This window comes from Streptomyces adustus (assembly GCF_009377175.1).
Classification (GTDB): Bacteria; Actinomycetota; Actinomycetes; order Streptomycetales; family Streptomycetaceae; genus Streptomyces; species Streptomyces adustus.
On the sequence record NZ_VJZD01000034.1, the window covers coordinates 1 to 21,075 of the forward strand.

22 protein-coding genes are annotated in these 21,075 nt (G+C 72.4%); 15 read left to right on the plus strand and 7 right to left on the minus strand.

Annotated elements, in window-relative coordinates:
• Positions 1 to 21: 21 nt before the first annotated feature.
• Positions 22 to 594: a helix-turn-helix domain-containing protein gene (locus FNH09_RS11285; protein ID WP_152886724.1), complete on the minus strand. Its 573-nt coding sequence runs from the start codon at positions 592 to 594 to the stop codon at positions 22 to 24.
• Positions 595 to 638: 44 nt separating this feature from the next.
• Between FNH09_RS11285 and FNH09_RS11290 the strand changes: the two genes are divergently transcribed.
• The 8 genes from FNH09_RS11290 to FNH09_RS11325 all read left to right on the plus strand — a co-directional run bounded on the left by FNH09_RS11290 (position 639) and on the right by FNH09_RS11325 (position 8,557).
• Positions 639 to 1,634, plus strand: a complete 996-nt coding sequence (locus FNH09_RS11290; RefSeq protein WP_152886726.1) for an NAD(P)/FAD-dependent oxidoreductase — start codon at positions 639 to 641, stop codon at positions 1,632 to 1,634.
• 29 nt (positions 1,635 to 1,663) lie between these two features.
• Entirely contained in the window at positions 1,664 to 3,205 is a 1,542-nt protein-coding gene (locus tag FNH09_RS11295) for an ATP-dependent DNA ligase (protein ID WP_152886728.1), read from the plus strand.
• On the plus strand, positions 3,202 to 3,675 hold the full coding sequence (locus tag FNH09_RS11300) for an NUDIX domain-containing protein (protein WP_162468414.1): 474 nt from the start codon (positions 3,202 to 3,204) through the stop codon (positions 3,673 to 3,675). The genes FNH09_RS11295 and FNH09_RS11300 overlap by 4 nt, the downstream gene beginning before the upstream one ends.
• A 122-nt stretch (positions 3,676 to 3,797) precedes the next feature.
• Positions 3,798 to 5,183, plus strand: coding sequence for an NADP-dependent succinic semialdehyde dehydrogenase (locus FNH09_RS11305; RefSeq protein WP_152886730.1), 1,386 nt, complete (start codon positions 3,798 to 3,800; stop codon positions 5,181 to 5,183).
• 25 nt (positions 5,184 to 5,208) lie between these two features.
• Positions 5,209 to 5,445, plus strand: a complete 237-nt coding sequence (locus FNH09_RS11310; protein ID WP_162468415.1) for a DUF6213 family protein — start codon at positions 5,209 to 5,211, stop codon at positions 5,443 to 5,445.
• A gap of 91 nt (positions 5,446 to 5,536) precedes the next feature.
• Positions 5,537 to 6,817 carry a type III polyketide synthase gene (locus tag FNH09_RS11315; protein ID WP_338017539.1) on the plus strand — a complete coding sequence of 427 codons (1,281 nt, stop codon included), beginning with the start codon at positions 5,537 to 5,539 and terminating at the stop codon, positions 6,815 to 6,817.
• The gene (locus tag FNH09_RS11320) at positions 6,814 to 8,028 is read left to right on the plus strand and encodes a cytochrome P450 (protein ID WP_152886735.1); all 1,215 of its coding nucleotides are present in this window, start codon (positions 6,814 to 6,816) and stop codon (positions 8,026 to 8,028) included. The genes FNH09_RS11315 and FNH09_RS11320 overlap by 4 nt, the downstream gene beginning before the upstream one ends.
• 7 nt (positions 8,029 to 8,035) lie before the next feature.
• The gene (locus FNH09_RS11325; RefSeq protein WP_152886737.1) at positions 8,036 to 8,557 is read left to right on the plus strand and encodes a cupin domain-containing protein; all 522 of its coding nucleotides are present in this window, start codon (positions 8,036 to 8,038) and stop codon (positions 8,555 to 8,557) included.
• A gap of 57 nt (positions 8,558 to 8,614) precedes the next feature.
• Here the strand turns inward: FNH09_RS11325 and FNH09_RS11330 are convergent, their stop codons facing one another.
• Complete coding sequence (locus FNH09_RS11330) at positions 8,615 to 9,841, minus strand: acyl-CoA dehydrogenase family protein (RefSeq protein WP_152886739.1); 1,227 nt, start codon at positions 9,839 to 9,841, stop codon at positions 8,615 to 8,617.
• 172 nt (positions 9,842 to 10,013) lie between these two features.
• Between FNH09_RS11330 and FNH09_RS11335 the strand changes: the two genes are divergently transcribed.
• Complete coding sequence (locus FNH09_RS11335; protein ID WP_152886741.1) at positions 10,014 to 10,658, plus strand: TetR/AcrR family transcriptional regulator; 645 nt, start codon at positions 10,014 to 10,016, stop codon at positions 10,656 to 10,658.
• A gap of 196 nt (positions 10,659 to 10,854) precedes the next feature.
• Here FNH09_RS11335 and def read toward each other — a convergent pair whose 3' ends face one another.
• The gene (def, locus tag FNH09_RS11340; RefSeq protein ID WP_152886743.1) at positions 10,855 to 11,394 is read right to left on the minus strand and encodes a peptide deformylase; all 540 of its coding nucleotides are present in this window, start codon (positions 11,392 to 11,394) and stop codon (positions 10,855 to 10,857) included.
• Between the two features lie 159 nt (positions 11,395 to 11,553).
• On the opposite strand from def, the gene FNH09_RS11345 reads away from it, so the two are divergent.
• The 5 genes from FNH09_RS11345 to FNH09_RS47600 all read left to right on the plus strand — a co-directional run bounded on the left by FNH09_RS11345 (position 11,554) and on the right by FNH09_RS47600 (position 16,210).
• Positions 11,554 to 12,792 carry a MurT ligase domain-containing protein gene (locus FNH09_RS11345; protein ID WP_152886745.1) on the plus strand — a complete coding sequence of 413 codons (1,239 nt, stop codon included), beginning with the start codon at positions 11,554 to 11,556 and terminating at the stop codon, positions 12,790 to 12,792.
• A gap of 21 nt (positions 12,793 to 12,813) precedes the next feature.
• Positions 12,814 to 13,542: a type 1 glutamine amidotransferase gene (locus FNH09_RS11350; RefSeq protein WP_152886747.1), complete on the plus strand. Its 729-nt coding sequence runs from the start codon at positions 12,814 to 12,816 to the stop codon at positions 13,540 to 13,542.
• 233 nt (positions 13,543 to 13,775) lie between these two features.
• Positions 13,776 to 14,801: a 6-phosphofructokinase gene (locus tag FNH09_RS11355; protein ID WP_152886749.1), complete on the plus strand. Its 1,026-nt coding sequence runs from the start codon at positions 13,776 to 13,778 to the stop codon at positions 14,799 to 14,801.
• 121 nt (positions 14,802 to 14,922) lie between these two features.
• Positions 14,923 to 15,873: a cytochrome c oxidase assembly protein gene (locus tag FNH09_RS11360; protein WP_152886751.1), complete on the plus strand. Its 951-nt coding sequence runs from the start codon at positions 14,923 to 14,925 to the stop codon at positions 15,871 to 15,873.
• A 160-nt stretch (positions 15,874 to 16,033) separates the two neighbouring features.
• The gene (locus FNH09_RS47600; RefSeq protein ID WP_152886753.1) at positions 16,034 to 16,210 is read left to right on the plus strand and encodes a hypothetical protein; all 177 of its coding nucleotides are present in this window, start codon (positions 16,034 to 16,036) and stop codon (positions 16,208 to 16,210) included.
• A 194-nt stretch (positions 16,211 to 16,404) separates the two neighbouring features.
• Here FNH09_RS47600 and FNH09_RS11375 read toward each other — a convergent pair whose 3' ends face one another.
• From FNH09_RS11375 to FNH09_RS11390, 4 genes are read right to left on the minus strand one after another with little or no spacing between them, the layout of a single operon-like run.
• On the minus strand, positions 16,405 to 17,610 hold the full coding sequence (locus FNH09_RS11375) for a histidine kinase (protein WP_162468416.1): 1,206 nt from the start codon (positions 17,608 to 17,610) through the stop codon (positions 16,405 to 16,407).
• Positions 17,607 to 19,337 carry a cation acetate symporter gene (locus FNH09_RS11380; RefSeq protein WP_162468417.1) on the minus strand — a complete coding sequence of 577 codons (1,731 nt, stop codon included), beginning with the start codon at positions 19,335 to 19,337 and terminating at the stop codon, positions 17,607 to 17,609. Before FNH09_RS11380 ends, FNH09_RS11375 begins: the two co-directional genes overlap by 4 nt.
• 5 nt (positions 19,338 to 19,342) lie before the next feature.
• Positions 19,343 to 19,702 carry a hypothetical protein gene (locus tag FNH09_RS11385; protein ID WP_162468418.1) on the minus strand — a complete coding sequence of 120 codons (360 nt, stop codon included), beginning with the start codon at positions 19,700 to 19,702 and terminating at the stop codon, positions 19,343 to 19,345.
• A gap of 10 nt (positions 19,703 to 19,712) precedes the next feature.
• Positions 19,713 to 20,468 carry a LytR/AlgR family response regulator transcription factor gene (locus FNH09_RS11390; RefSeq protein WP_152886756.1) on the minus strand — a complete coding sequence of 252 codons (756 nt, stop codon included), beginning with the start codon at positions 20,466 to 20,468 and terminating at the stop codon, positions 19,713 to 19,715.
• Positions 20,469 to 20,545: 77 nt separating this feature from the next.
• Between FNH09_RS11390 and FNH09_RS11395 the strand changes: the two genes are divergently transcribed.
• A complete protein-coding gene (locus FNH09_RS11395; RefSeq protein ID WP_152886758.1) occupies positions 20,546 to 21,070 on the plus strand; it encodes an Lrp/AsnC family transcriptional regulator in 525 nt (174 codons plus the stop codon).
• The last annotated feature ends 5 nt before the right edge of the window (positions 21,071 to 21,075 follow it).

Consider the following 21,075-nt stretch of genomic DNA (forward strand, 5'->3'; position numbering starts at 1 on the left):
GCCCCGCTCACGGCTCACGGCTCACGGGCGCGAGGGTCGTGCCCGTACGTGCATCCGCTCGCCCTGCGGTCCGAACAGGCTGAGGAACTCCACCGGCCCCTCCCCCGTCGACCCGAACCAGTGCGGCACCCGCGTGTCGAACTCCGCCGCCTCCCCGGGGCCGAGCACCACGTCGTGCTCCCCCAGCACCAGCCGCAGCCGCCCGGACAGCACGTACAGCCACTCGTAGCCCTCGTGGGTGCGCGGGTCCGGGTCGAGGCTGCGCTGCGGTTCGAACACCTTGAACGCCTGGAGCCCGCCGGGCTGCCTGGTCAGCGGCCAGTGGGTACGCCCGTGCCGCACGATCGGCTTCGCCCGCACCCGCGGGTCCCCGACCGGCGGCGCACCGACCAGCTCGTCCAGCGGCACCTGGTGGGCCTGGGCGATCGGCAGCAGCAGTTCGAGGCTGGGCCTGCGCAGGCCGGACTCCAGCCGGGAGAGGGTGCTGACCGAGATGCCCGTCGACTCGGACAGCGCGGCGAGGGTGACCTCCCGCTCCTTGCGGATCCGGCGCAGCCTGGGGCCCACCGCCGCGAGAACGTCGTCGGTACTCATCCCCGTATTGCAGATTCGGCAAAGCTGTTTGTCAATTCCGCCGGATGCGGGCGACCGTCTCCCCGGAGGTGGTCACCGTGACCGAGAACCACGAGACGATCGAGACGGCCGGGACGTACGAGGTGATCGTCGTCGGCGGCGGCGCGGCCGGGCTGTCCGCCGCCCTGGTGCTGGGCCGGGCCCGGCGCCGCACGCTCGTCGTCGACGCGGGCGAGCCGCGCAACGCGCCGTCCGCGCACATGCAGGGCTATCTGTCCCGGGACGGCATGTCGCCCGCCGAGTTCCTCGCGGTGGGGCGCGCGGAGATCGCCCGGTACGGCGTGCGGCTCGTGCGGGACCGGGCGGTGGACGCGGTACGCGACCCGGACGGCGGGTTCGGCGTGGTGCTCGCGGGCGGGCGGACGGTGCACGCCCGTCAGCTCGTCGTCGCCACCGGCCTGAAGGACGAGCTCCCGCCGGTCGCGGGTGTCGCCGAGCGGTTCGGACGCGATGTGCTGCACTGCCCGTACTGCCACGGCTGGGAGGTGCGCGACCGGGCCTTCGGGGTGCTCGCGACCACCCCGATGAGCGTGCACCAGGCGCTGATGGTGTCCCAGTGGTCCAAGGACGTGACCCTCTTCCTGCACACCGTCGACCGGAGCGAGCTGTCCGGCGACGACGTGCGCCGGCTGACCGCGGCCGGGGTCGCCGTGGTGCCGGGCGAGGTGGCGGGGCTCGTCGTCGACGACGACCGCCTCACCGGCGTCCGGCTCGTGGACGGCACCGTGCACGCGCGTGAGGTGCTGTTCCTGGCGCCGCGCGCCGTGCCGCGCGACGGGCTGCTGCGGCGACTGGGCGCCGAGCTGCGCGACACGCCGTTCGGCGCGTATCCGGTGATCGACGAGCGGGGCCTGACGAGCGTCCCCGGGCTGTGGGCGGCCGGGAACGCCTCCGGCTTCGCCGAGCAGGTGGTGAACGCGGCGAGCCGCGGCTACCGGGCCGGTGCCGCGATCAACGGCGAGCTGCTCTTCGCCGACCTCGACGCGGCCGTGCGGGTGTAGCCGCCGCCCCCGCGGTGCACCATGGCTGCATGCTGCTGAGCCGGCTCGCCCAGGTGTCCCGGGAGGTCGCCGCCACCTCGGCACGGTCCCGCAAGACCGCGCTGCTCGCCGGGCTGTTCCGGGACGCCGACGCGGACGACGTGCCGCTCGTCATCCCCTACCTGGCCGGGCGGCTGCCGCAGGGGCGGCTGGGCGTCGGCTGGAAGGTGCTCTCCCGCCCGGTCCCGGCGGCCGCCGGACCGGCGCTGACCGTGCGCCAGGTGGACGCCCGGCTGACCGAGCTCGCCGCGGTGTCCGGTACCGGCGCGCAGGCCGAACGGGCCCGTCTGGTGGAGGCGCTGATGGGCGCGGCCACCGAGGACGAGCAGCGGTTCCTGCTCGGCCTGATCACCGGCGAGGTACGGCAGGGCGCGCTGGACGCGGTCGCGGTCGAGGGCCTGGCGGCGGCGACGGGGGCGCCCGCGGCGGACGTACGGCGGGCGGTGATGCTGGCCGGTTCGCTCCCGGCGGTGGCGCAGGCGCTGCTCGCCGACGGACCCGCGGCCCTGGACCGGTTCCGGCTCACCGTCGGACGCCCGGTGCTGCCGATGCTCGCGCACAGCGCGGCCTCGGTCGCCGACGCGATCGGCAGGCTGGGCGTCTGCGCGGTGGAGGAGAAACTGGACGGCATCCGGGTCCAGGTCCACCGCGACGGCGACACCGTGCGCGTCCACACCCGCACCCTCGACGACATCACCGACCGCCTGCCCGAAGTGACGGCGGCCGCGCGGGAGCTGGCGGGCGAGCGGTTCGTCCTGGACGGCGAGGTGATCGCGCTCGGCCCGGACGGCCGGCCGCGGTCCTTCCAGGAGACCGCCGGGCGGGTCGGCTCGCGGGTGGACGTGGCCACGGCCGCCGAGACGGTGCCCGTCTCCCCGGTCTTCTTCGACGTGCTGTACGTCGACGGCCGGGACCTGCTCGACCTGCCGCTGACCGAACGGCACGCGGAGCTGGCCCGACTGGTCCCCGAGCCGATGCGGGTACGGCGGACACTGGCCTCCGGGGCGCCGCGGGACGTCGAGGAGGCGGAGGGGTTCCTCGCCGCCACCTTGCGGCGCGGCCACGAGGGCGTGGTGGTCAAGGCCCTGGACGCCCCCTACAGCGCGGGACGGCGCGGCGCCGCCTGGCTGAAGGTCAAGCCCGTGCACACCCTGGACCTGGTGGTGCTGGCCGTCGAGCGCGGCCACGGGCGGCGTACCGGCAGGCTGTCCAACCTGCACCTGGGCGCCCGTACGGCCGACGGCGGCTTCGCGATGCTCGGCAAGACCTTCAAGGGCATGACCGACGCGATGCTCGCCTGGCAGACCGAGCGGCTGGCCGAGCTGGCCGTCGAGGACGACGGCCAGGTGGTCACCGTACGCCCCGAACTCGTCGTCGAGATCGCCTACGACGGTCTCCAGCGCTCCAGCCGCTACCCGGCCGGGGTCACGCTGCGCTTCGCCCGCGTGGTCCGTTACCGGCCGGACAAGCGCGCCGAGGAGGCGGACACCGTGGAGACGCTCCTCGCCGCGCACCCGGAGGTACGCCCGTGAACGCCGCCCGCGGCAGACGCAGCGCCGGACTGCTGTTGTTCCGGCACACCGGCCATGGCCTCGAGGTGTTGCTGGGGCATATGGGCGGTCCGTTCTTCGCCCGGAAGGACGCCGGGGCCTGGACCCTCCCCAAGGGCGAGTACGGGCCCGACGAGCCCGCCTGGGAGGCCGCCCGGCGCGAGTTCCGGGAGGAGCTCGGACTGGCGCCGCCCGACGGCGCGGCGATCGCGCTCGGGGAGGTCCGGCAGACCGGCGGCAAGACCGTCACGGCCTGGGCGGTCGAGGCCGACCTCGATCCGGCGACCGTCCGTCCGGGCACCTTCCGGATGGAGTGGCCACCGCGGTCGGGGCAGCTCCGGGAGTTCCCCGAACTGGACCGGGTGGAGTGGTTCGGGCTCGACCGGGCCCGGGAGCTGATCGTCGCGGCGCAGACCGCGTTTCTCGACCGCCTGACGGAGCACTCGACCTGAGCGGACGCGCACGCGTGGCCTGGGCGAAGGCACGGGCGTTGCCTGAGCGGACGCGCACGCGTTGCGGTTCCGCGAGGCGCGCGCGAAGGTCGAGACACAGCCTGCTCCCAGGGAGGACGGTCATGCCCATCGCAACGGTGAACCCGGCGAACGGCGAGACGCTGAAGACGTACGAGGCCATGGGCGAGGAGGAGATCGAACGCCGGCTCCAGCTCGCCGAGGCCACTTTCCGTACGTATCGCACCTCGACGTTCGCCGAGCGCGCCCGCCTGCTGCACCGGGCAGCCGACCTGCTGGAGGCGGACCAGGCGAACATCGGGCGGGTGATGACCACCGAGATGGGCAAGCCGGTCAAGCAGGCCCGCGCGGAGGCGGCCAAGTGCGCCAAGGCGATGCGCTGGTACGCCGAGCACGCCGAGGAACTGCTGGCCGACGAGCAGCCCGCCGCCGCCGACGTCCAGGACTCCGGCGCCTCGCGGGTCCTGGTCCGCTACCGGCCGCTGGGCCCGGTGCTCGCGGTGATGCCGTGGAACTTCCCGCTGTGGCAGGTGGTCCGCTTCGCGGCGCCCGCCCTGATGGCGGGCAACGTCGGCCTGCTCAAGCACGCCTCCAACGTCCCGCAGACCGCCCTCTACCTGGAGGACCTCTTCCACCGCGCGGGCTTCACCGAGGGCACCTTCCAGACCCTGCTGATCGGCGCGGGCGCGGTCGACGGGATCCTGCGCGACGAACGGGTCAAGGCGGCCACCCTCACCGGCAGCGAGCCGGCCGGCCGGTCGGTCGCGGCGACCTCGGGGGAGATGATCAAAAAGACGGTGCTGGAGCTGGGCGGCAGCGACCCGTTCGTGGTGATGCCGTCCGCCGACGTCGAGCGGGCCGCGCAGGTCGCGGTGACCGCCCGGGTGCAGAACAACGGGCAGTCGTGCATCGCCGCCAAGCGGTTCATCGTGCACACGGACGTCCATGACGAGTTCACCGAGCGCTTCACGGCGGCGATGAGGGCGCTGAAGGTCGGCGACCCGCTGCTGGAGAGCACCGAGGTCGGGCCGCTGGCGAACGAGCAGGGGCGGGCCGACCTGGAGGAACTGGTCGACGACGCGCGGCGCAGCGGCGCCGCCGTGCTGTGCGGCGGTGAACGGCCCGAAGGTCCGGGCTGGTTCTACCCGCCGACCGTGCTGTCCGGGATCACCCGGGAGATGCGCATCCATCGCGAGGAGGCCTTCGGGCCGGTCGCCACGCTGTACCGCGCGGGCGACCTGGACGAGGCGGTGCTGATCGCCAACGACTCCCCGTTCGGACTGAGTTCGAACGTCTGGACCCGGGACGAGGCCGAGGTCGACCGGTTCGTACGGGACCTGGAGGCGGGCAGTGTGTTCGTGAACGGGATGACGGCCTCCCACCCGGCGTTCCCGTTCGGCGGGGTGAAGCGGTCGGGATACGGGCGCGAGCTCTCCGGGCACGGAATCCGCGAGTTCTGCAACATCACCACCGTATGGCAGGGAGCGTGAGCCTTCCGCGGCTACGATCCCCTTTGTGAACCGCGAAGTGACCCTGCCGCTGATCGTCGACGACCGCGGCACGTTGCAGGTGTCGGCGTCCGACGTCAGCAAGCTGCTGCGCACGGTGGGCGGCCGCTGGCTGCATCTGGTGGAGGCCGGCCAGGACGGCCTGGACGAGGACACGGTCGCGGCGCTGACCATCGAACTGGCCAAGCTGGCCGACCGGATCGACGTGGCGTGCATCGCGCACAGCAGCGGACAGCGGGGCTAGGCAGCCGACAGCGGGGACCGCTCGTCCCCTGCCGCGCCCGCGGGTCCGCACGCGTACGCGGGCCCGGGCACGTCCGCGTGCCCCGCGCCGGGTGACCCGCCCGCGCCCTGCCGCGGTCGGCCGGAGCGGCTCCGGGACGCACTCGACGTGCACCGCCCGCTGCGTCCCGAGGCCCCCGATTGGAGTAGTCCAGCGAGAGACCGTCGCCCTGTCGGGTGATCGTGGGTGGACCACCCTCACGGGTGAACCACCTTCTGACCGGAGGACCTGCGAAGGGGTCTTCCGGACGGCGAAAGCAGGCACGGTCATGGCGACTTTGTGCAAGCCCTCGGTGTCGGTTCCGGAGCACGTCATCACCATGGAGGAGACGCTCGAGCTGGCGCGTAACCACCACCAGGACCACCCGCAACTGCCCCTGGCCCTCCGTCTGATCGAGAACACGGGTGTACGCACCCGGCACATCGTGCAGCCGATCGAGGAGACCCTCAGACACCCGGGGTTCGAGGAGCGCAACAAGCTCTACCAGGCCGAGGCGAAGGCCCGGGTCCCCGCGGTCATCCAGCGCGCGCTCGACGAGGCCGAACTGCTCACCACCGACATCGACGTGATCATCTACGTCTCGTGCACGGGCTTCATGATGCCCTCGCTCACGGCGTGGCTGATCAACGAGATGGCCTTCGACAGCACCACCCGACAGATCCCCATCGCCCAGCTGGGCTGCGCGGCGGGCGGCGCCGCGATCAACCGGGCCCACGACTTCTGCACGGCGTACCCGGACGCCAACGCGCTCATCGTGGCCTGCGAGTTCTGCTCGCTGTGCTACCAGCCCACCGACCTCGGCGTCGGATCGCTGCTGTCCAACGGCCTGTTCGGGGACGGCATCGCCGCCGCCGCGGTCCGCGGCAGGGGCGGCACCGGCATCGAGCTGGAGCGCAACGGCTCGTACCTGATCCCCAAGACCGAAGAGTGGATCATGTACGACGTCCGGGCGACCGGCTTCCACTTCCTGCTGGACAAGCGGGTGCCCGCCACCATGGAGCCGCTCGCCCCGGCGCTCCACGACCTCGCGAGCATGCACGGCTGGAACGCGGCCGACCTGGACTTCTACATCGTCCACGCGGGTGGTCCCCGAATACTCGACGACCTCAGCAAGTTCCTGGAGGTCGATCCGCACGCCTTCCGGTTCAGCCGGGCCACGCTCACCGAGTACGGCAACATCGCCAGCGCCGTCGTCCTGGACGCGCTGCGCCGGCTGTTCGACGAGGGCGGCACCGAGCACCGGGCCCGCGGGCTGCTCGCCGGGTTCGGCCCCGGCATCACGGCCGAGATGTCGCTGGGCCGGTGGAACCGCGGCGACGAAGGGGCGTCATGACCGAGAAGACGATCACCGAGACCCTGCCCCCGGTCCGGCACTGGCCGGCCCTCGATCTGGCCGGCGTCGACTTCGACCCGGTCCTGACCGAGCTGATGAACGAGGGCCCGATCACCCGCATCCAGCTGCCCAACGGCGAGGGTTGGGCGTGGCTGGTCACCCGGCACGACGATGTGCGCACGGTGACCAACGACCCCCGGTTCGGCCGCGAGGCGGTCATGGACCAGCCGGTCACCCGGCTGGCCCCGCACTTCATCCCGACCCGCGGCGCGGTCGGCTTCCTGGACCCGCCGGACCACACCAGGCTGCGCCGGTCGGTGGCCGCCGCCTTCACGGCGAAGGGGGTCGAGCGGGTCCGGGAGAAGTCCCGCCTGCTGCTCGACGAGCTGGTCGACGAGCTGCTCCAGGACGGGCCGCCCGCGGATCTCACCGAGACGGTGCTCAGCCCGTTCCCCATCGCGGTCATCTGCGAGCTGATGGGCGTCCCGGCGGCCGACCGCCACGGCATGCACACCTGGACCCAGTTGATCCTGTCCTCCTCGCACGGGGCGCACGTCAGCGAGAAGGCCAAGGCGGAGATGGGCGCGTACTTCGCGGACCTGATCGGCCGGCGCGAGGGCAGCACGGCCGAGGACGTGGCCTCGCTGCTCGGCGCCGCCGTGGGCCGGGGCGAGATCACCCCGGACGAGGCCGTGGGGCTCGCGGTCCTGCTCCAGATCGGCGGCGAGGCGGTCACCAACAACAGCGGGCAGATGTTCTACATCCTGTTGACCCGCCCGAACCTGGCCCGGCAGCTGCGTGCCGAACCGGAGATCCGGCCGCAGGCCATCGACGAACTCCTGCGGTACATCCCGCACCGCAACGCGGTCGGTCTGTCCCGGATCGCGCTGGAGGACGTGGCGATCAGAGGCGTACGGATCCGGGCCGGCGACCCGGTCTACGTGTCCTACCTGGCCGCCAACCGCGACCCGGACGTCTTCCCGTACCCCGAGACGATCGACTTCTCGCGGTCCCCGAACCCGCACGTCGCGTTCGGTTTCGGTCCGCACTACTGCCCCGGCGGCATGCTGGCCCGCCTGGAGTCCGAGCTGCTCGTCGACGCGCTGCTCGACCGGATGCCGGGGCTGAAGCTGGCCGTGCCGGCGGAGAAGGTGCCGTTCCGCAAGGGCGCGCTGATCCGCGGGCCCGAGGCCCTGCCCGTCACCTGGTGAGCCCCCGATGACGGCGACCGAAGGACTGCTGGTGCCGCCCGGCCACGGCCGGGTGGTCCAGAGTCCCGCGCAGCACGTGACGTTCAAGGTGACCGGCTCGCACTCGCGTACGGCCTCCACCTTCGAGGTGGTGGTCCCCCCCGGCTTCGACGTCGGCGCCCATGTGCACGCGCGCAGCGAGGAGTTGTTCTACGTGCTGGAGGGCGAGCTGGACGTGCTCGCCTTCGAGCCCCGCGTCCGTACCCCCGACAACTGGCGGACCTGGGAGTCGGGTTCGGGCAACAGGGTGGTACGGGCGACACCGGGCACGGTGATCGTCGTACCGCCCGGTTGCCCGCACGCGTTCGCGAATCCGACGGAGACGCCCGCGAAGATGTTCTTCCAGGCGTCGCCTCCGCCGGACCACGAGCGCTACTTCGAGGAGCTCCTGGCGATCCTGGACGGCGGAGGTCCGCCGGACCACGCGGCGATCGAGGCACTGAGACTGCGCTACGACATCGAGCAGCTGACCCCGCTGAAGCACCGCTGAACCACCGGGGCACGGGTGTCGGGGCGTGGACCGGACCGGCACCCGCGCCCCGCCGCGCTAGCGGATGGGCATCCCCGACAGGGTGCGGGCGATCACCAGCCGCTGGATCTCGCTGGTGCCCTCGAAGATCGTGTAGATCGCCGCGTCCCGGTGCATCCGCTCCACCGGGTACTCCCGGGTGTAGCCGTTGCCGCCCAGGATCTGGATGGCCTGTCCGGTCACCTTCTTCGCGGTCTCACTCGCGAACAGCTTCGACATCGACCCCTCGGCCGAGGTGAACGGCCGGCCGTTGACCGCCATCCAGGAGGCCCGCCACACCAGCAGCCGCGCCGCGTCGATGGACGTGCGCATGTCGGCGAGCTGGAAGGCCACGCCCTGGTTGTCGATGATCGGCCGGCCGAACTGCTCGCGGGTCGTGGCGTAGTCGAGGGCGACCTCGTAGGCGGCGCGGGCGGTGCCCACCGCCATCGCGCCCACGGCCGGGCGGGACGCCTCGAAGGTGGCCATCGCCGCGTTCTTCACTCGCTCGCCGCCCGACCTGGCCCGCTCGCGCGCCCGGGCGAGGCGCTCGTCCAGCTTCTCCTTGCCGCCCAGCAGGCAGGAACCGGGGACGCGCACGTTCTCCAGGACGACCTCGGCGGTGTGCGAGGCGCGGATGCCGTGCTTCTTGAACTTCTGCCCCTGGGACAGGCCCGGCGTGTTCGGCGGGACGATGAAGGACGCGTGGCCCTTGGAGCCGAGCTCGGAGTCGACCACGGCGACGACCACGTGGACGTTGGCGATGCCGCCGTTGGTCGCCCAGGTCTTCGTGCCGTTGATCACCCACTCGTCCTTGGCCTCGTCGTAGACGGCACGGGTGCGCAGGGAGGCCACGTCGGAGCCGGCGTCCGGCTCGGAGGAACAGAAGGCGGCGACCTTCACGTCGTTCGCGTCGCCGTACATCTGCGGGATCCAGGTGCCGATCTGCTCCTCGGTGCCGTTGGCGAGGACGCCCACGGCGGCGAGGCCGGTGCCCACGATCGACAGGGCGATGCCCGCGTCGCCCCAGAACAGCTCCTCCATGGCCATGGGGATGCCGAGGCCGGTGGGGTCGAAGTACTGCTGGGCGTAGAAGTCGAGGGAGTAGATTCCGACCTTGGCGGCCTCCTGGATGACCGGCCAGGGAGTCTCCTCACGCTCGTCCCATTCGGCGGCCGCGGGGCGGATGACGTCGGCGGCGAAACCGTGCAGCCAGTCCCGGACCTCCTTCTGTTCGTCGTTGAGCTCCATGGTGAACTCGGCCATGTCCCCTCCAGCGGCGGCGCACGTGCATGTTACTAGCGGTAACGCGAGTCTGTTACCGACGGGTAGGCGATGTCAACTCCTGATGACCGGTCGGCAGCCCGTTCGATGTCAGGGGGGTGTTGAGTGTTACTTTGCGCAGGCGTCACCGAACCAGCACGGGTGGGGAGAGCTCATGGACACCACACAGCGGACCGATCAGCAGCGGGCCGCCGACCGTCGACGGCGCGAGCTGCTGGAGGCCGCCGACCGCGTGGTGCTCCGCGACGGCCCGCAGGCGTCGATGAACGCCATCGCGGCGGAGGCCGGCATCACCAAGCCGATCCTCTACCGGCACTTCGGCGACAAGGGCGGACTGTACGCCGCCCTGGCCACGCGGCACACGGACGCCCTGCTCGCCTCGCTGCGGGCCGCGCTGGACGCGCCCGCCGAACGGCGCGAGCGGGTCGAGGCCACCCTCGACACCTACCTCGCGGCGATCGAGGCACGCCCCCAGGTGTACCGGTTCCTGATGCACCCGGCGGAGGGCGGCCAGGCCGGCGACCAGGGCTTCGACGTGGGCAAGCACAGCGCGCCGCTGCTGCGGCGGATGGGCGAGGAACTGGCCCAGGTGATCGAGGAGCGGGTGGATCTGGGTCCGGGCAGCCAGCAGCTGGCACGGGTCTGGGGACACGGGATCGTCGGCATGATGCACGCGGCCGGCGACTGGTGGCTGGGCGAACGGCCGTGCTCCCGCGCCGAACTCGTGCGCAGTCTCGCCGACCTGCTGTGGGGCCGGCTGGCTGCGGCCGGCGACAAGGTGGGCGGCCCGGGGTTCTGAGACCCCGCGCCCCGGCGCCGGTCCGCCCGAGGCGCGTCGGACGGGCCCGGCGCGTCCGCACGTACGGACGCGCACCGCGACGTCGGGACCGGCCGGCCCGCCCCTGCGGACGCGCACCCCGACATTGGGGGCCGGTCCGCCGGCGCGTACGGACGCGCACCGCGGCGTCGGCGGCCGGTCCGCCCGCGCGGACGCGTCACCTGTGCCAGGGGGCCCGCTTCACCTGCCGCATCAGCCGGTGGCCGCGCCATCCCGTCACCCGGTCCGCGTACACCGTACCGTCCAGATGATCACATTCGTGTTGCAGACAGCGGGCGAAGAAGCCGGTCCCGTGCACGGTGACCGGCTCGCCCGTCACCGTGAACCCCTCGACGACCGCGTGGTCGTGACGCTCGGTCCCCGCCTCCAGGCCCGGCAGGGACAGGCAGCCCTCCGGCCCGCGCAGCACCAGTCCGTCCGCCGTGACCAGCCGGGGGTTCACCACGTGCCCAAGGTGCCGGACGTCCTCGTCGTCCGGGCAGTCGTACACGAACACCCGCAGCGCTTCGCCGACCTGGTTCGCGGCCAGTCCCACCCCCTGCGCCGCGTACATCGTGGCGAACAGGTCCTCCACGAGTCGGGCCAGTTCGGGACCGAAGTCGGTGACCTCGGCGCACGGGCTGTGCAGCACCGGGTCGCCGAGCAGGGTGAGGGGCCGGACGCGCCCGCGGGCGCCCGGGATCGGACCGTGTCGCATGGCGGCAAGGGTACGGTCCTGACAGCCACGCGGATGTCGCGTGGGTGCCGCGGGGGTGCCAGGGTTCGGGAGTGTGAATGGATCTCGATAGGCTGAGGTCCACACCACGTTGCCGAACGGCTTGAGGCGCGGCGCGTACGCAAGGAGGATCGAGAACTGATGGCAGGCAACTCGGACCCGCTCACGCCGCGGGCCAAGATCGCCGTGACCGCGGGCAAGGCGGTCGCGGCGGCATCGCGCGCAGCAGGGCGCGGCAGCGGTTCGGTGATCGGCGGACGGGTGGCGCTCAAGCTCGACCCCGACCTGCTCGCCCGGCTCGCCCAGCACTTGGACGTCGTCCTGGTCTCGGCGACCAACGGCAAGACGACCACCACCCGGCTGATCGCGGAGGCCCTGGGCGCCGCGGGCCCGGTCGTGTCCAACGCGCTCGGCGCGAACATGCCGGCCGGCATCACCTCGGCGCTCGCGGGCGGTTCGGAAGCCCGCTACGCGGTGATAGAGGTCGACGAGAAGTACCTCGCGGGCGTGGCCCGGGACACCGACCCGAAGTGCATCGCGCTGCTCAACCTCTCCCGCGACCAGCTCGACCGCGCGGCCGAGACGCGGATGCTGGCGGAGAACTGGCGTGAGGGCCTGGCCGGTTCCAAGGCCGTCGTCGTCGCCAACGCGGACGACCCGCTGGTCGTGTGGGCCGCGTCCTCGTCCGCCAATGTGATCTGGGTCGCAGCCGGGCAGATGTGGAAGGACGACGCCTGGTCCTGCCCGTCCTGCGGCGGTGTGATGCAGCGTCCGGGCGACGACTGGTTCTGCGGCGACTGCGGCTTCCGCCGGCCGTCGCCGAGCTGGGCGCTGTCCGGCGACCACGTCCTCGACCCGCACGGTTCGGCCTGGCCGATCCACCTCCAGCTGCCGGGCCGCGCCAACAAGGCCAACGCCGCCTCCTCGGCCGCGGTCGCCGCCGTCTTCGGGGTGCCGCCGCAGGTGGCCCTGGAGCGCATGTACCAGGTGCAGGCCGTGGCCGGCCGCTATGACGTCGTGCAGTTCATGCAGCGCGACCTGCGGCTGCTGCTCGCCAAGAACCCGGCCGGCTGGCTGGAGACGTTCTCCCTGATCGACCCGCCGCCGACCCCGGTGATCCTGTCGGTGAACGCGCGCGGCGCCGACGGCACGGACACCTCGTGGCTGTGGGACGTCGACTACACCCGGCTGACCGGCCACCCGATCTTCGTGATCGGCGACCGGAAGCTGGACCTCGCGGTACGTCTGGAGGTCGCCAACCAGAGCTTCCAGGTGTGCGAGAGCGTCGACCAGGCCGTGCAGATGGCACCTCCCGGGCGGATCGAGGTCATCGCGAACTACACCGCCTTCCAGGACCTGCGCCGCCGCGTCGGCAACTGACCCACCAAGGACGGTCATCTCATGAGCGACAACCAACTGCGGATCGTCTGGGTCTACCCCGACCTCCTCAGCACCTACGGCGACCAGGGCAACGTCCTCGTCGTGGAACGCCGGGCCCGGCAGCGCGGCCTCGACGTGGCCCGGATGGACGTACGCAGCGACCAGCCGATCCCGACCTCCGGCGACATCTACCTCATCGGTGGCGGCGAGGACCGGCCGCAGCGGCTCGCGGCCGAGCGGCTGCGCCGCGACGGGCACCTGTACCGGGCCGTGGAGAACGGCGCGATCGTGTTCTCGGTGTGCGCCGGCTACCAGATCCTCGGCCAGGAGTTCGTCAACGACCTGGGCCAGCGCGAGCCGGGTCTCGGGCTGCTGGACGTCACGACGGTGCGCGGCACCGGTGAGCGCTGCGTCGGCGACGTGCTCGCGGACATCGACTCGCGGCTCGGTCTGCCCCCGCTGACCGGCTTCGAGAACCACCAGGGCGTCACCCAGCTCGGCCCCACCGCCCGCCCCTTCGCCCAGGTGCGGATCGGCCGGGGCAACGGCACGGGGGACGGCACGGAGGGCGCGTACAACGACACGGTCTTCGGTACGTACATGCACGGGCCCGTGCTCGCCCGCAACCCTCAGGTCGCGGACCTGCTGCTGAAGCTGGCCCTGGACGTGAACGCGCTGCCGCCGATCGACGACCACTGGTACGAGGCGCTGCGCAACGAGCGGATCGCGGCCGCGCAGCAGCCTGCCTGAACGTCTCTGCACAGGCCCGTCGGACACCTTGCGGACACCCGTCCGTTGCCCGTCCGACGGGCCTTCCGCACAGGTGAGCGGGCCCGTCTGACACCCTGTCCGCACAGGTGAGCGGGCCCGTCCAGCAGGCGGACGCACGGTGCGGTCCGGCCCCCTCCTGACGCTAGGGTGGCGACGTCCGTGCCGGACAGCGTGGTTCGGCCCCGGCCCACGTGGAGAAGGTTTTTCGGGCTATGCGCATTGGTGTCCTCACGTCCGGCGGCGACTGCCCCGGCCTGAACGCCGTCATCCGGTCCGTCGTGCACCGTGCCGTGGTCGACCACGGCGACGAGGTCATCGGCTTCCGGGACGGCTGGCGGGGCCTCCTGGAGTGCGACTACCTCAAGCTCGACCTCGACGCCGTCGGCGGCATCCTGGCCCGCGGCGGCACCATCCTCGGCTCCTCCCGGGTCCGCCCCGAGCATCTGCGGGACGGCGTGGAACGGGCCCGGGGTCATGTCGAGGAGCTCGGTCTCGACGCGATCATCCCGATCGGCGGCGAGGGCACGCTGAAGGCGGCCCGCCTGCTCTCGGACAACGGCCTGCCCATCGTCGGGGTGCCGAAGACCATCGACAACGACATCGCGGTCACCGACGTCACCTTCGGCTTCGACACGGCCGTCGGGGTCGCGACCGAGGCCCTGGACCGGCTGAAGACCACCGCCGAGTCCCACCAGCGCGTGCTGATCGTGGAGGTCATGGGCCGTCACACCGGCTGGATCGCGCTGCACTCGGGCATGGCGGCCGGCGCCCACGCCATCGTCGTACCGGAACGCCCCTTCGACATCGACGAGCTGGCGCGGCGGGTCGGGGAGCGCTTCGAGGCCGGCAAGCGGTTCGCGATCGTCGTGGCCGCGGAGGGCGCCAAGCCGCGGGCCGGCTCCATGGACTTCGACGAGGGCGGCAAGGACGTCTACGGCCACGAGCGGTTCGCGGGGATCGCCCGGCAGCTCTCGATCGAGCTGGAGGAGCGCCTCGGCAAGGAGGCCCGGCCGGTCATCCTCGGACACGTCCAGCGCGGCGGCACGCCCACCGCGTACGACCGCGTGCTGGCCACCCGCTTCGGGTGGCACGCGGTGGAGGCCGTGCACCGCGGCGAGTTCGGCATGATGACCGCGCTGCGCGGCACGGACATCGTGATGGTGTCGCTCGCGGAGGCCGTGCAGACGCTGAAGACGGTCCCGGAGGAGCGGTACGCCGAGGCGGAGTGCGTGCTCTAGCCGCTTTTGCGGGCTTCAGCCGCCCCCGGCCGCAGTCGCGGCCGGGGGCGGCTCTAGTCTGGGTGCGGACAGACAGCTGTGGACAGACAGCGCGCAACCCCCACGAACCAGGAGCCGGCGGATGGATCACAGCGGGCACGGCATGACCATGGATCTGCCGCCGTTCACGCTGGGGCGAGGTCTTCAGTGGTCGGCGGACCCCTTCTTCCTCGTGGCCTGCCTGCTGGCACTGGCCCTGTACGGCTGGGGGGTCGTCAGACTGCGGCGGCGCGGGGACGCCTGGCCGGTCGGCCGGACCGTGTCGTTCACCGTCGGCGTGCTGACGGTCATGGCGGTGATGTGCACCGCGCTGAACGACTACGGGATGGTCATGTTCAGCGTGCACATGGTGCAGCACATGGTGATCAGCATGCTGTCGCCGATCCTGATCCTGCTCGGTGCCCCGGCCACCCTGGCGCTGCGCGCGCTGCCGGTCGCGGGCCGGGGCCGCAAGGGGCCGCGCGAGCTGCTGCTGGCGCTGCTGCACAGCCGCTACATGCGGATCATCACGCATCCGGCGTTCACGATCCCGCTGTTCATCGCGAGCCTGTACGCCCTGTACTTCTCCCCGCTGTTCGACTTCCTGATGGGCTCCCGGGCGGGGCACATCGCGATGATGGTGCACTTCCTCGCCGTCGGCGTGGTGTTCTTCTGGCCGATCATCGGCGTGGATCCCGGGCCGAACCGGCCGGGTCATCTGATGCGGATGCTGGAGCTGTTCGCGGGCATGCCGTTCCACGCGTTCTTCGGTATCGCGCTGATGATGGCGTCGACGCCGATGGTCGACAGCTTCCGCAACCCGCCCGCCTCGCTCGCCATCGACGCCCTCTCCGACCAGAACGCGGCCGGCGGCATCGCGTGGGCGTTCAGCGAGATCCCTTCGGTGCTGGTGCTGATCGCACTGCTGTTCCAGTGGTACGGGTCCGAGCAGCGGCAGGCCAAGCGCTCGGACCGGGCCGCGGAGCGTGACGGCGACAAGGAGCTGGAGGCGTACAACGCCTACCTGGCCTCCCTGAACGCACAGGGGCGCTGAGGCCCGCCGGCCCGCTCCGGGCCGGGCCGGGCCGCCACAGCGGCGGTGGGCACTCCCCCGACGGCACCTCGCCCGCGCACGGGCGGTACCGGCGAGCCGGAACCGGGGCACCATGGAGGGGGACGAACCCTGAGCAGGGTGTCCTGAGGAGGGTGTCGCGATGCCCGGTTCCACGGACGGTTCCACGAGAGCGATGGGGGTGCTCACCCTCGGCGGCCTCGTCGTGGTGACGGCCTACACGGTGGCGCTCGGCAGCAACGGCTGGCTGTGGTTCGGCTGGGTCGTGCTGGGACTGCTCACCCTGGCCATGATCGTCACCGACCACCGACCCGCCTAGGGCCTGTCTGACAATTCCCGTCTGCCCGGCGACGCCATGCACGCCCTCTCGCCGCACCGGCCCCAAGCCCGAGTACATCCAGTACGCAGGCCTGGGGCCGGCACACCGAGAGCACGCACCTGACGCCGCCGGGCCGCCCTTCGGGCGACGACGCGAATTGTCAGACAGGCCCTAGCCCGGCGCCCGCCGGGGGCTCACGTGCCGGTCAGCCGGCCCGCCGAGTGCACGCCCGGCTGGTACTTCGGCAGCCGGGCGGTGATCTTCATGCCCGCCCCGACCGCGGTCTCGATGACGAGGCCGTGGTCGTCGCCGTAGACCTGCCGCAGCCGGTCGTCGACGTTCGACAGTCCGATACCGCCGGACGGGCTGACCTCGCCCGCGAGGATGCGGCGCAGCAGGGCGGGGTCCATGCCCGCGCCGTCGTCCTCGATGACCACCAGGGCCTCGGCGCCCGCGTCCTGCGCGGTGATCTGGATGCGGCACGTGTCGGCCTTGCCCTCCAGACCGTGCTTGACGGCGTTCTCGACGAGGGGCTGGAGGCAGAGGAAGGGCAGCGCCACCGGCAGCACCTCGGGGGCGATCTGGAGGGTCACGGAGAGCCGGTCGCCGAAGCGGGCCCGGACCAGTGCCAGATAGTGGTCGATGGCGTGCAGCTCGTCGGCAAGGGTGGTGAACTCGCCGTGCCTGCGGAACGAGTAGCGGGTGAAGTCGGCGAACTCCAGCAGCAGCTCGCGGGCGCGCTCGGGGTCGGTGCGCACGAACGAGGCGATGACCGCGAGCGAGTTGAAGATGAAGTGCGGGGAGATCTGGGCCCGCAGGACCTTGATCTCGGCCTCGATCAGCCGGGTCCGGGACTGGTCGAGGTCGGCCAGTTCCAGCTGCACGGACACCCAGCGGGCGACCTCGCCGGCCGCCCGGAGCAGGACCGCGGACTCGCGGGGCGCGCAGGCGACGAGCGCGCCGCGCACCCGGTCGTCGACGGTGAGCGGGGCGACCACGGCCCAGCGCACCGGGCAGTCGGGGGCGTCGCAGTCCAGCCGGAACGCCTCGCCGCGGCCGGTCTCCAGCGGGCCCGCGAGCCGCTCCCTGACCTCGGCCCGGTGATGACTGCCCGCTCCGTCCCAGACGAGGACGTCGTGGTCGTCGGCGAGGCACAGCGCGTCCGTGCCGAGCAGCGACCGCAGGGTGCGGGCCGATCTGCGGGCCGTCTCCCCGGTGAGGCCCTCGCGCAGCGGGGGCGCGGCGAGGGACGCGGTGTGCAGGGTCTGGAAGGTGGCGTGCTCGACGGGGGTGCCGAGACCGCCCTGGCTCTCCGGGCGTGCCGTGCGCCGCCCCAGCCAGAATCCGGCGGCCAGCAGGGGCAGCGCGGCCACGCACAGGCCCGCCAGGAATCCGCTCACGCCCGCGCCTCCGGCCGCAGCTCCTCGGTGCGCAGCTCCTCCGGCAGATGGAAGCGCGCCAGCACGGCCGCCGTGCCGGCCGGTACCCGCCCCGGGGTCGCGAGGGACACCAGCACCATGGTGAGGAAGCCCAGCGGTACGGACCACAGGGCGGGCCAGGCGAGCAGCGCGTGCGGCGGTCCGCCGGTGCCCGGGAAGCCCGCCATGGTCGCGGTGACCGCCACGAACGCCGAGCCGCCGCCCACCAGCATCCCGGCGGCCGCGCCGGGCGGGGTCAGCCGGCGCCACCAGATGCCGAGGACGAGCAACGGGCAGAACGACGACGCGGACACGGCGAAGGCGAGCCCGACCGCGTCGGCCACGGGCAGACCGCCGACCAGGACGCTCGCCGCGAGCGGTACGGCCATGGCGAGCACCGTGCCGAGCCGGAAGTGCGGTACGCCGCGTGCGGGCAGCACGTCCTGGGTGAGGACGCCGGCCACGGCCATGGTCAGCCCCGACGCGGTGGACAGGAACGCGGCGAAGGCGCCCCCGGCGACCAGCGCGCCGAGCAGTTCCCCGCCCAGGCCCCCGATCAGCCGTTCGGGCAGCAGCAGTACGGCGGCGTCCGCGTCGCCGGTGAGGGTGAGCTCGGGGGCGTACAGCCGGCCGAGCGCGCCGTAGACCGGGGGCAGCAGGTAGAAGGCGCCGACCAGGACGAGGACCGCGACGGTCGTGCGGCGGGCGGCGACCCCGTGCGGGCTGGTGTAGAAGCGGACGACGACGTGCGGCAGTCCCATGGTGCCGAGGAAGGTGGCGAGGATCAGTCCGTACGTGGCGTACAGCGGGCGTTCCTCGCGACCGGCGGCCAGCGAGGTCGACATGCCGGCCTGGCCGCCGCGGTCGGCCGCGGGCACCGTGCTGCCCTCGGCGAAGGTCAGCCGGGTGCCCCGCTCGATGCGGTGGACCCCGGCCGGCAGGGCGAGCCGGGTGCCCTCCAGGGGCCGGCCGTCGACGGTGCCGCTGACGGTCACGGTCAGCGGCCGGTCCAGCATCAGGTCGAGGGTGGAGTCGAAGCGCACGGAGCGCTGGTGGCGGAAGGCGGGGGGTTCCTCGAAGGCGTGCGTGGGCGCGCCGTCGCCCTGCCAGGCGAGGACCAGGAAGAGGGCGGGGACCAGCAGGGCGGTGAGCTTCAGCCAGTACTGGAAGGCCTGGACGAAGGTGATGCTGCGCATCCCGCCCGCGGCCACGGTCGCCACCACGACGACCGCGACGATCACCGCGCCGAGCATCCCGGGCGCTCCCGTCAGCACCGTCAGCGTCAGCCCGGCGCCCTGGAGCTGGGGCAGCAGATAGAGCCAGCCGACGCCCACGACGAAGGCGCCCGCGAGGCGTCGTACGGCCTGGGAGGCGAGCCGTGCCTCGGCGAAGTCGGGGAGGGTGTAGGCGCCGGAACGGCGCAGCGGGGCGGCGACGAACAGGAGCAGGACCAGGTATCCGGCGGTGTAGCCGACGGGGTACCAGAGCATGTCGGGGCCCTGGACGAGGACGAGGCCCGCGATGCCGAGGAAGGAGGCGGCGGAGAGGTATTCGCCGCTGATGGCGGCCGCGTTGAGGCGGGGGCCGACGGTGCGGGAGGCGACGTAGAAGTCGGAGGTGGTACGGGATATGCGCAGCCCGAACGCGCCGACGAGGACGGTGGCGACCACGACGAGGGCGACGGCGGGGACGGCGTAGCCGGAGTTCACGACGCTCAGCGGTCCTCCACGAGGAGCACGAAGTCCCGTTCGTTGCGTTCGGCCCGGCGCACGTACCAGCGGGCGAGCAGCACGAGGGGGGCGTAGAGGCAGAAGCCGAGGACGGCCCATTCGAGGCGGCGGGCGTCCGGCATGGCGGCGAACAGCAGCGGGAGCGGTCCGACGAGCAGCACGAGGACGGCGAACACGGCCGAGGCGGCGCGCAGTTGAGTGCGCATCAGGGAGCGGACGTAGGTGTGTCCGAGGGTGGTCTGCTCGGCTATCTCGGTGCGGGGGCGGTAGTAGCCGGAGGCGCGTCGGGTGCGGCGGGGCGGGCCGGTGACGACGACGCGGCGCTCGGCGGGGTCCTGGGGCACGAAATCCTCCCTAGCTGGTCGGGCGGCGCATCAGCAGGTCCCTCAGCTCGCGTGCGTGGCGGCGGCTGACCTGGAGCTCCTCGGTGCCGACCTGGACGCTCACCGTACCTGCGTCCAGGCGGAGTTCGCCGATGTGGCGCAGGGCGACCAGGTGGCGGCGGTGGATGCGGACGAATCCGCGGGAGCGCCAGCGCTCCTCCAGGGTGGACAGCGGGATGCGGACGAGGTGGCTGCCGCGGCCGGTGTGCAGTCGGGCGTAGTCGCCGTGCGCCTCGACATGGGTGATGTCGTCGACCGCGACGAAGCGGGTCACGCCGCCGAGTTCGACCGGCAGATGGTCGGGGTCGGGTTCGTGCACGGGGATCCGTGTGGTGGTGCCGCGCAGTTCGGCGGCCCGTCGTACCGCTTCGCCGAGGCGTTCCTTGCGGACCGGTTTGAGCACGTAGTCGACGGCCTTCAGGTCGAAGGCCTGGACGGCGAAGTCCTCGTGGGCGGTGACGAACACGATCAGCGGCGGCCGGGCGAAGCCGGTCAGCAGCCGGGCCAGGTCGAGGCCGTCGAGACCGGGCATGTGGATGTCGAGGAAGACGACGTCGACGGCCTCGGGGCCGTGCGGGCCGGACTCCAGGGCACGGTTGATGCGGCGCAGCGCCTCGGTCGCGTCGCCCGCGCCCTGCACGCTGCCTATCCGGGGGTCGGCGTTGAGCAGGTAGAGCAGTTCCTCCAGCGAGGGGCGTTCGTCGTCGACGGCGAGGGCGCGCAGCATGAAGGTGGAGTGTAGGAGCAATCGGTACGTCTGGACATGTGCCCTGCGTGTCGGTTCGCGCTGGATACAGTGCGGCCATGAACAGCAGGCCCACGTCGTTCGACGAGCTCGACCGGAAGATCCTCACCGCGCTGATGGCGAACGCCCGGACCAGTTTCGCCGAGATCGGCACGGCGGTCGGGCTGTCCTCGACGGCAGTGAAGCGCCGGGTGGACCGGTTGCGGGAGACCGGGGTGATCACGGGGTTCACGGCCACGGTGAAGCCGTCGGCGCTGGGCTGGAGCACGGAGGCGTACGTCGAGGTGTACTGCGAGGGCGCGGCGCCGCCGCGGCGGCTGGCGGAGGTGGTGCGCAACCATCCGGAGATCACCGCCGCGATGACGGTGACGGGCGGCGCGGACGCGCTGCTGCATGTGCGGGCCCGGGACGTGGACCACTTCGAGGAGGTGCTGGAGCGGATCCGCGTCGAGCCGTTCATCCGGAAGACGATCAGCGTCATGGTGCTCTCCCACCTGCTGCCGGAGAGCCCGGAGGCGGGCGCGAACCAGCCGGCTCCCACGGAGCCCGCGCAGGACGCAGCGGACATGCGCCGACCGGCGTAAAGACG

What these genes read in the sequence shown, in the direction of transcription:
- FNH09_RS11285 (WP_152886724.1), bottom strand. Translation starts at nt 594, where the DNA reads ATGAGTACCGACGACGTTCTCGCGGCGGTGGGCCCCAGGCTGCGCCGG.
- FNH09_RS11290 (WP_152886726.1), top strand. Translation starts at nt 639, where the DNA reads ATGCGGGCGACCGTCTCCCCGGAGGTGGTCACCGTGACCGAGAACCAC.
- FNH09_RS11295 (WP_152886728.1), top strand. Translation starts at nt 1,664, where the DNA reads ATGCTGCTGAGCCGGCTCGCCCAGGTGTCCCGGGAGGTCGCCGCCACC.
- FNH09_RS11305 (WP_152886730.1), top strand. Translation starts at nt 3,798, where the DNA reads ATGCCCATCGCAACGGTGAACCCGGCGAACGGCGAGACGCTGAAGACG.
- FNH09_RS11320 (WP_152886735.1), top strand. Translation starts at nt 6,814, where the DNA reads ATGACCGAGAAGACGATCACCGAGACCCTGCCCCCGGTCCGGCACTGG.
- FNH09_RS11325 (WP_152886737.1), top strand. Translation starts at nt 8,036, where the DNA reads ATGACGGCGACCGAAGGACTGCTGGTGCCGCCCGGCCACGGCCGGGTG.
- FNH09_RS11330 (WP_152886739.1), bottom strand. Translation starts at nt 9,841, where the DNA reads ATGGCCGAGTTCACCATGGAGCTCAACGACGAACAGAAGGAGGTCCGG.
- FNH09_RS11335 (WP_152886741.1), top strand. Translation starts at nt 10,014, where the DNA reads ATGGACACCACACAGCGGACCGATCAGCAGCGGGCCGCCGACCGTCGA.
- def (WP_152886743.1), bottom strand. Translation starts at nt 11,394, where the DNA reads ATGCGACACGGTCCGATCCCGGGCGCCCGCGGGCGCGTCCGGCCCCTC.
- FNH09_RS11345 (WP_152886745.1), top strand. Translation starts at nt 11,554, where the DNA reads ATGGCAGGCAACTCGGACCCGCTCACGCCGCGGGCCAAGATCGCCGTG.
- FNH09_RS11350 (WP_152886747.1), top strand. Translation starts at nt 12,814, where the DNA reads ATGAGCGACAACCAACTGCGGATCGTCTGGGTCTACCCCGACCTCCTC.
- FNH09_RS11355 (WP_152886749.1), top strand. Translation starts at nt 13,776, where the DNA reads ATGCGCATTGGTGTCCTCACGTCCGGCGGCGACTGCCCCGGCCTGAAC.
- FNH09_RS11360 (WP_152886751.1), top strand. Translation starts at nt 14,923, where the DNA reads ATGGATCACAGCGGGCACGGCATGACCATGGATCTGCCGCCGTTCACG.
- FNH09_RS47600 (WP_152886753.1), top strand. Translation starts at nt 16,034, where the DNA reads ATGCCCGGTTCCACGGACGGTTCCACGAGAGCGATGGGGGTGCTCACC.
- FNH09_RS11390 (WP_152886756.1), bottom strand. Translation starts at nt 20,468, where the DNA reads ATGCTGCGCGCCCTCGCCGTCGACGACGAACGCCCCTCGCTGGAGGAA.
- FNH09_RS11395 (WP_152886758.1), top strand. Translation starts at nt 20,546, where the DNA reads ATGAACAGCAGGCCCACGTCGTTCGACGAGCTCGACCGGAAGATCCTC.